The organism is Amycolatopsis sp. SID8362, assembly GCF_010550475.1.
GTDB lineage: Bacteria > Actinomycetota > Actinomycetes > Mycobacteriales > Pseudonocardiaceae > Amycolatopsis > Amycolatopsis eburnea.
The window spans coordinates 1-7,806 of record NZ_JAAGNB010000136.1; the positions used below are offsets into that span (position 1 = coordinate 1).

Genomic DNA, 7,806 nt, shown 5'->3' on the forward strand with positions numbered 1-7,806 from the left:
CGACCAGCGCGGGGTCGAGCGCGGCCCGCGTCACGACCGGCCGGTCGGCGGCGGCCGCCGGTGTCGCCACCGAGACGAGCGCCGTGACCGCGACGAGCGCGGCTCCGAAGGTGCGTCGCGACATCCAGGGCCTCGTTTCGCCGGAGGGACTGCGGCGGAAGATTAGGCGACGCTCGCACATCAGACAAGAGTTTGCCCGGAACTTGCAAGAAGAAGTCGACTCCTTGCGGACGGTTTCATCTGGCAGAGTTCAGGCATGACTCGTCCCGAATCCGCCGCCGAAGTCTTCGACGCGCTCGGCCAGGACTACGAAACCGCGTTCCGCACCGCGACCGCCCGGCGCGCGGCGATCACCGACCTCCTCGCGGACCTGCCCCCGGAGGCGAAGGTGCTCGACCTCGGCGCGGGCACCGGCCGACCCACCGCGGAGCTCCTGGTCGCGGCCGGCCACGACGTCACCGGGTACGACGTCGCGCCGAAGATGGTCGAGCTCGCGCGCACCCAGGTCCCCGCCGCCCGGTTCGAGCTCGGCGACATGCTTGAGCTGTCCTTCGAACCCGGCACCTGGGACGCGATCACGGCGTTGTTCTCGATGCTGCAGCTCCCCCGGACCGACCAGGAAACGATGATCGGCAGGCTGGCGACGTGGCTGAAGCCGGGCGGCCTGCTGCTGTTCGCCACCGTGCCCGCCGACGTCGACGAGGTCGACTTCGTCTTCATGGGACACCCGATCCGCGCCAGCAGCTTCACCGCCGAGGCGCTCGCCGAGCGGCTGCGGGACGCCGGCCTGGAGATCATCCGCGAGGACCAGGCCGAGTTCGTCCCCGACCACCCCGGCGCCGGAGCCGAGCCGCAGCTCTACCTGACCGCGCGCAAACCGGCCTGAGTTCGTCAAGGCCTCACGAGCACGATCACCCGGCGGATATGAATTTTGCTCAAGTTCGTGCATGTCCCGAGCCGGGGACCCGAGCTAAAGTGAGGAATGGGCATCGAAGCTCTGGCCAGGCCGGTACCGCGGGAGCACCGTGAGCTCGTCCGCGAAATGCTGGCCAGGCTGCCGGAGTTCGCCGATCGGCTCGCCCGCCTGCTCAGCGAGGAAGACGAGTTCTACCGCCAGGTCGAGGACGTCGCGCCCGGCGAACTGCGCCAGGTCTGCCGGGCCAACCTCGAACGGGCGCTGACCGCGCTGGTCGAAGGCCGCGGCCTCGCCCTCGACGCCGCCCGCAAGACCGGGCTCGTCCAGGCGCGCCAGGGCATCCCGCTGCCGGCGGTGCTGCGCGCGTTCCGGATCGGCGGCACCTTCGTCTACGAAGCGCTGCTCGAACTCGCCGGCCCGGAGTTCCTCAACCCGACCCGGACGATCGAGATCAACTCCTACGTCTGGAAGGCGATCGACCTCTACTCCGACGCGCTGACCACGGCGTACGAAGAAGTCGCGGCCGAGCCGTCGCACGCGAACGCGCGGCTGCTGGACGACCTGCTGCGCGGGCGGCTCGCGAGCCAGGCCGAGATGGAGGCGGCCGCGCGCGAACTGGGCCTGCCGACCGCGGGGATGTTCGTCGCGGTGGTCACCGAACGCGTCGAGCCGGAGGAGCAGGACTCCGTCGAAGCGCTGCTGCGGGCCCGCCGCTGGCGGTCGGCGTGGCGGCCCGGCGGCGAGGCGGGCCTGGTCGCGATCGACCGGATCGAGGACGTCCGGCGGCTGCGCGAAGTGCTGGGCTCGCTGCCGGTGGCGGCCGGGATGAGCCGTCCGTTCAGCGGGTTCCCCGACGTCCCGGACGCGCTGCACCGCGCCCGGATCGCCCGCCGCTCGCTGCCGTCGGCGACCGCGGGCGTGGTGGTGTTCGGCGATTCGCCGGTGACGACGCTGGTGGCCGCGGCGCCGGGGATGGCCCGCGACGTCGTCCGCTCCGCGCTGTCCGGGGTGCTCGCCCTGCCCGGCGCGGAACGCAAGGTCCTGCTCGACACGCTGCTCGCGTGGTTCGCCGGCCACGGCTCCGCAAAGGAGGCCGCGGACCGGCTGTTCGTGCACCCCAACACGGTCCGCTACCGCCTGCGGCGCGTGCAGGAACTGACCAAGCGCGACCTCACCGACCCGGTCGACGTCGGCGAGCTGTACGTCGCGCTCGAGTCGGTGCGACTGGACCCGGAGCTCGACTGACCTATTGACTTTCGATAGATATCGAGCGATAGTCGGCGCCATGATTCCCGAGAAGTGGGCCGTGCGCGCGCTCAGAGTCTTTTTGGTGCTGCTCTTCGGCGTCCTCGTCGTGTTCCAGACGCTGTCGCTGCCGGGCGGGATCGCCTACACGACGTCGCAGAACCCGAACGACGCGAACCTGCGCTGGCCGCTGACCGCCATCGCGGTGTTCCTCGTGCTGTGCGTCGAGGTCGTGCTGGTCGCGACGTGGAAGTTGCTGACGCTGGTCAAGAACGACCGGATCTTCACGCCGGCGTCCCTGAAGTGGGTCGACGTGATCGTCTGGGCGGTGGCCGCGGCGTGGCTGGTCTTCGTCGGCATGCTGCTGTTCGTCGGCTTCAACGCGGACGACCCGGGCATGCCGATGGTGCTGTTCCTGGTGACGGTGGCGATCACGGTGTTCGGCCTGCTCCTGGTCGTCATGCGAGCCCTGCTGCGGCGGGCCACCACGCTGCAGTCCGACATGGAAGCGGTCATCTGATGCCGATCGTCGTGCGCATCGATGTCGAACTGGCCAAGCGGAAGATGAGCGTCGGCGAGTTCGCCGAGAAGGTCGGCCTGACCCCGGCGAACGTGGCGGTGCTGAAGAACGGGCGCGCGAAGGCGGTGCGATTCAGCACGCTGGAAGCGATGTGCCGGGTCCTCGGCTGCCAGCCCGGCGACCTGCTGGAGTGGGTGGAAGACGAACTCTGACCGACAATCTTTTTTGTCTTGACTCCTGCACTTGTCGGTGCGATGGTGTGCTCGACGCAGCGACGGACCACACGGAGGCAGGGCCATGCGGAAGCTGATTCTGGGTTTCTACGTCTCCCTCGACGGCAAGAGCGCCGACGGGGACAACGGGATCCGGGACGTCATGATGAGCATCGACGACCCCGAGCAGGAGGAGTACTTCGTCAACCGGCTCTGGGACGCCGGCGCCTTCCTCATGGGCCGCACCACCTACGAGATCATGGCCGGGTACTGGCCGACCAGCGACCACCCGTCCGCCAAGGCGATGAACGAGATCCCCAAGGTCGTGTTCTCCCGCACGCTGACCTCGGCCGAAGACTGGCCGGAAACCCGCATCGCCAGTGGCGACACGGCGGCCGAGATCGCCAAGCTCAAGGCCGAGCCCGGCAAGGACCTCGTCGCCACCGGGGGTACCTCGTTCCTGCACTCGCTGATCAAGCTCGGCGTGGTCGACGAATACCGGCTGTGGGTGCTGCCCGCCGTCACGGGCAAGGGTGCCGCGCTGTTCCCGGAACTGCCCGAGGCCGTGAAGCTGCGCCTGGTGAAGAGCACCGCTTTCCCGTCCGGGATCCTCGAACTGGTCTACGCGCCGGCCTAAGCCGCGTCCACCTCGACCAGGCGCGCCAGTTCCAGCAGCGTGCCCTCGAAGCCCGGACCGGCGGTGAGCTCCACCGTGAGCGGACCCCCGCGCCGGTCCGTGCCCACCGGGAGCGCCACCGCCGGCTCCGTCCACTGGGGACGGTCGGTGGCGGCCGAGACGACCACGTCGGGTCGCGGGCCGTCGCGGCGGCCCGCGTCGAGGTCGAGGACCACGTTGCCGTGCAACGAAAGCAGGGCCGCGACGTCGGCCACCGCGTCGCGCAGTTCGCGGTCGGCGATCGAGTCCGAATGCGCGCCGATCGCCGCGCGGGAGGGTTCCGCGCCCAGCCTGGGAACGAGGACGGCGAGGTCGCCGGGGGCACACCTGAGCACGTGGATGCCCGGCACGCCGGCCAGCGGGTCGGTGATGGTGATGCCCGCGCTCGCGGCCGCCGCCACGATCCGGGCCCGCCAGCGCGCGGTGGCCGCGATGGCGACCAGCGAAGGGTCCTGCGACAACAGGGAAGTTCTCCTCTGCACTACGGCGCGGCGGATACGGATCGTCCGATGGTGGGGCCGTGCCCGTTGTGCCCGGGAACAAACTTGTTTGGTCGCTTGGTCCGAACGGCGGCGCGCATGCGACCTTCCGGTGGCACGCCGTAGCTGTGACCGCCGGTCACACTTTGACGCGCGACGTGGCGCGGGCCACTATCCGTGCACTGATTACCGCCGGGTAATTTGTGTCCGGAGTACGACCCTGGAGGACCGTTGCGACGAGCTTTCGGCCTGATCTTGCTGGCACTGGGGGTGTTCGCGGTCGCCGGTGCGGTGCTCCTGCCGGCCTACGTCTACCCGAAGCTCGCCAAAGTGCCGCTGGACCAGGATTCGACGTCGGTGCTCGAGGGCACCGCGAGCAAGGTCCTCGCCGTCACCGACAAAGGGCAGGGCCCGGTCACCGAGATCCGCGAGAACGCCAAGCTGACCGCGGTCGCCCACGTGCAGGCGAACTTCGCCGCGCCGGAGATGCGCCAGGACACCGATTACGCGGTCTGGCTGCTCGCCGTGCGGGTCAAGGACGACGCCGACGACACCGTGGTCAGCGCGAGCAAGCGGCAGGTCTGCTTCGACCGGCGCACCGGGGAAGGCTACGACCCGCGCGGGGAAACCGATCCGCCGTGCGACGCCAAGAGCAGCTACGTCGTCGAGCTCAAGGACAAGGCGGACAAGGACGGCGAGACGCCGGCGGAGACCAACGACTACAAGGCGCAGCCCGGGCTGAACTTCAAGTTCCCGTTCGGCACCGAGCAGAAGGACTACCAGGTCTACGACGACAACACCGGCGCGGCCGTCACCGCGCGGTACACCGGCACCGAGACGGTGAACGGGATCGAGACCTACAAGTACGTCCAGGACATCCCGGACACGAAGATCGCGACGAAGGAGGTGCCCGGTTCGCTCGTCGGCTCCACCCAGCCGACCGCCGACGCCGAGCTCTACTACCGCGGCGTCAACACGATGTGGGTCGAGCCGGTCACCGGGATCCAGGTGAAGCAGCAGCAACAGCAGCACCAGGAGCTGCGCACCGGGACCACGACCCCGACCGTCGTCTTCGACGGAACCTTGGCCTACAACGGGAAGACCATCTCGCAGATGGTGGACCAGGTGAACGCGAACAAGGGCAGGCTGGAGTTCCTCTCGAGCACCGGCCCGCTCTGGCTGGGGATCGGTGGCGGCGTGCTGATCGTCGTCGCGATCGTCCTGCTGGTCCGCCGCCGCCCGGCCGAGCCACCCGCGCCGCGGCGGCGTCAGGTGGCCTTCGCCCGCACCTAACGCTTCTTCAGCACGAGCACCAGATTCCACGACGCGATTTCGCGGAGGCCGGGAATCCGCACGATCCCCATCGCCCAGCCCGGGTGGTAGCGCGGGTACCCGGCCACCAGATCGGCCAGCGGCGTCGTTTTCGCCCAGCGAAGCGCGGCGCCGACGGAAACCGGGAACAGGCTTTCCCCGAATTTGTTCTTGGGCTGCTTCCCGAGTTTCCGGGCATAACGCTGCCGGGCGTAGTACCCGCCGAGGAAATGCCACGGCGCGGTCTCGTGGCCGCCCCACGGTGAATACCACGGGGTGAACGACGCGAAGACCGTGCCGCCGGGTTTGGTCACGCGGCACATCTCGTCGAGCATCACCCACGGCTCGGCGACGTGCTCCAGCACGTTGGAGGAGTAGCAGACGTCCACGGATCCGGTGCGCACCGGCAGTTCCGTGCCGCTGGCGCGGATCATGTTCTCCCCCGGCTCGCCGCGCGCGGACAGCTCGCCGACGTCCGGGTCGAGGCCGAGGTAGACCGCGCCGGCCGCGCGGAAGGCGTCGGAGAAATAGCCGGGGCCACCGCCGACGTCGAGCACCGTGCGCCCGGAAAGCGGCGTGTGGGACGCCAATTGCCGGACAGAGTCGGCGGCGAGCGTGGAATAGAAGCCGTCGGGGTCGGTCTGCTCGGTGAGGAACGCCCGGAACAGCGTCACGGAACGGCCGAGCGTGGCGCGGTGGGGCCGCGCCGTCGCGGAGAGCACCGGATTACCTACCATTGAACCGTCGCTTTCCCGAATACGTTCATCTACTGTGTACGCACCAGTAACCTAGCACCGTCGCTACAGTTGGGATAACCCGATGGAACGTCCTCGCGTGCTCCTCGTCAACTGGCGCGACACCGGCCACCCCGAAGGCGGCGGGTCGGAGCGGTACGTCGAGCGGATGGCCGAAGGGCTCGCGAGAGCGGGGTACCGGGTCGAAATCCAGTGCGCGGCCTACCCGGGCGCGACTGCGGGCGAATGGCGCGACGGGGTCCGCTACCGGCGCCGCGGCGGGAAGTTCGGCGTGTACGCGCACGCGTTGCGCGCGATCCGCCGCGCCCGCGCCGATCTCGTCGTCGACGTGCAGAACGGCATGCCGTTCTTCGCCCGGCTGGTGGCCGGCTGCCCCGTGCTGGTGCTCGTGCACCACGTCCACAAGGAACAGTGGATCAGCGCGCTCGGCGAGGCGCTGGGCCGGGCGGGCTGGTGGATCGAGTCGCGGCTGGCGCCGTGGCTGTTCCGCAAGTGCCGCTACGTCACGGTTTCCGAGGTCACCAAGGGCGAACTGGCCGGCCTCGGCGTCGAGCCGGACCGCGTCGCGGTGGTGCCGAACGGGCTGGACGCGCCCCCGGCGTGCGAGTCCGGCCGGGCGCCCGAGCCGACCCTGGTCGCGGTGAGCAGGCTGGTGCCGCACAAGCGGATCGAGCACGCCATCGACGTCGTCGCGCGGCTCGCCGGGCGCTGGCCGTCCCTGCGGCTGGAGGTGGTCGGCCAGGGCCCGTGGGACGAGGTGCTGCGCGCGCACGCGGCGTCCCGGGGCGTCACCGACCGCGTGGTGCTGCACGGCTGGGTCGACGAACGGGCCAAGCACGAGATCCTCGCGCGCTCCTGGTTGCACCTGTGCCCGTCGGTCAAGGAGGGCTGGGGCATCGTCATCATGGAGGCCGCGGCGCACGGCGTGCCGTCGGTCGCCTACCGCGCCGCCGGCGGCGTCGCCGAATCCATTGTGGAGGGCCGCACCGGCCTGCTGGCCGACGACTTCGACCACTTCACCGCGCAGGTCGACGGCCTGCTCGCGGACGGCCTGCGACGCGCGGAGATGGGCCTGGCCGGCGCGGAGCGGGCCGGGACGTTCAGCTGGGAGCGCAGCGCGGCCGAGTTCGCTTCACTGGTGCGGGAAGTCTCCGGCCGGGACGCGCCCCGGCCGCGGGTGCTGGCCGGCGCCCCGGAACTCGCCCAGCCCCGATGACGTGAATGACTCATTCATGTCGTCTGACGACATGAATGAGTCATTCACGTCGGTGCCGCGCGGCCTGGTCCCGTACCGCGTCGCCGAACTCGGCCAGCAGCCGGACCGCGGCCGGGGCGTCGAAGTCTCGACGGCGGGCCCGGACCGTCACGGTCGTGGTACCGCCGGTGGTCGCGGCGCCGAACGCCACGCCGGAGCGGCCGCTCGCGGCCGGGTAGAACGCCAATGAGCGCACGGTGTCCGCGGTGGACACCAGGCCGAGGTTCGACACCAGGAACGTCGAGCCCAGCCGGCCGGCCAGCAGGCGGGTGCCCAGGCGGGCGACTCGGCTGCTGCGCGCGGGGAAGTCCGGCTCGGGTGGCTGCGTGCGCAGCAGGCCGGCGACGTCGGCGCGGCCCAGCCGCAGCCGGAAGAACGCGCTGTCGTGCACCGGTTCCGGGGCCGCGCCCGAGCGCCGTGACGCGCCCAGCGCTGCC

The 7,806-nt window shown here is 70.4% G+C and carries 9 protein-coding genes and 1 pseudogene; 7 read left to right on the forward strand and 3 right to left on the reverse strand.

Going from position 1 to position 7,806, the window contains the following annotated elements; translation table 11 throughout:
* Positions 1 to 256 precede the first annotated feature (256 nt).
* From G3I65_RS05180 to G3I65_RS05200, 5 genes are all read left to right on the forward strand, one after another.
* Complete coding sequence (locus G3I65_RS05180) at positions 257 to 886, forward strand: bifunctional 2-polyprenyl-6-hydroxyphenol methylase/3-demethylubiquinol 3-O-methyltransferase UbiG (protein WP_160695077.1); 630 nt, start codon at positions 257 to 259, stop codon at positions 884 to 886.
* 96 nt (positions 887 to 982) lie between these two features.
* Positions 983 to 2,161, forward strand: coding sequence for a CdaR family transcriptional regulator (locus tag G3I65_RS05185; RefSeq protein ID WP_160695078.1), 1,179 nt, complete (start codon positions 983 to 985; stop codon positions 2,159 to 2,161).
* 40 nt (positions 2,162 to 2,201) lie between these two features.
* The gene (locus G3I65_RS05190; RefSeq protein ID WP_160695079.1) at positions 2,202 to 2,681 is read left to right on the forward strand and encodes a DUF2975 domain-containing protein; all 480 of its coding nucleotides are present in this window, start codon (positions 2,202 to 2,204) and stop codon (positions 2,679 to 2,681) included.
* Positions 2,681 to 2,893: a helix-turn-helix transcriptional regulator gene (locus G3I65_RS05195; protein WP_160695080.1), complete on the forward strand. Its 213-nt coding sequence runs from the start codon at positions 2,681 to 2,683 to the stop codon at positions 2,891 to 2,893. Before G3I65_RS05190 ends, G3I65_RS05195 begins: the two co-directional genes overlap by 1 nt.
* An 85-nt stretch (positions 2,894 to 2,978) precedes the next feature.
* Positions 2,979 to 3,530, forward strand: a complete 552-nt coding sequence (locus tag G3I65_RS05200; protein WP_160695081.1) for a dihydrofolate reductase family protein — start codon at positions 2,979 to 2,981, stop codon at positions 3,528 to 3,530.
* On the opposite strand, the gene G3I65_RS05205 is transcribed toward G3I65_RS05200, so the two are convergent.
* On the reverse strand, positions 3,527 to 4,030 hold the full coding sequence (locus G3I65_RS05205) for a hypothetical protein (RefSeq protein WP_239070528.1): 504 nt from the start codon (positions 4,028 to 4,030) through the stop codon (positions 3,527 to 3,529). The two genes, G3I65_RS05200 and G3I65_RS05205, sit on opposite strands and share 4 nt — an antisense overlap.
* 249 nt (positions 4,031 to 4,279) lie before the next feature.
* Here G3I65_RS05205 and G3I65_RS05210 point away from each other — a divergent pair, with 249 nt between their 5' ends.
* Positions 4,280 to 5,341, forward strand: a complete 1,062-nt coding sequence (locus G3I65_RS05210) for a DUF3068 domain-containing protein (protein ID WP_160695082.1) — start codon at positions 4,280 to 4,282, stop codon at positions 5,339 to 5,341.
* On the opposite strand, the gene G3I65_RS05215 is transcribed toward G3I65_RS05210, so the two are convergent.
* Positions 5,338 to 6,033 carry a bifunctional 2-polyprenyl-6-hydroxyphenol methylase/3-demethylubiquinol 3-O-methyltransferase UbiG gene (locus G3I65_RS05215; RefSeq protein WP_160695084.1) on the reverse strand — a complete coding sequence of 232 codons (696 nt, stop codon included), beginning with the start codon at positions 6,031 to 6,033 and terminating at the stop codon, positions 5,338 to 5,340. The genes G3I65_RS05210 and G3I65_RS05215 overlap by 4 nt on opposite strands.
* A gap of 160 nt (positions 6,034 to 6,193) precedes the next feature.
* Here G3I65_RS05215 and G3I65_RS05220 point away from each other — a divergent pair, with 160 nt between their 5' ends.
* A complete protein-coding gene (locus tag G3I65_RS05220; RefSeq protein ID WP_160695085.1) occupies positions 6,194 to 7,330 on the forward strand; it encodes a glycosyltransferase family 4 protein in 1,137 nt (378 codons plus the stop codon).
* A gap of 40 nt (positions 7,331 to 7,370) precedes the next feature.
* On the opposite strand, the pseudogene G3I65_RS05225 reads toward G3I65_RS05220, so the two are convergent.
* Positions 7,371 to 7,806 (reverse strand): annotated as a pseudogene (locus G3I65_RS05225) (hypothetical protein); the annotation flags it as partial.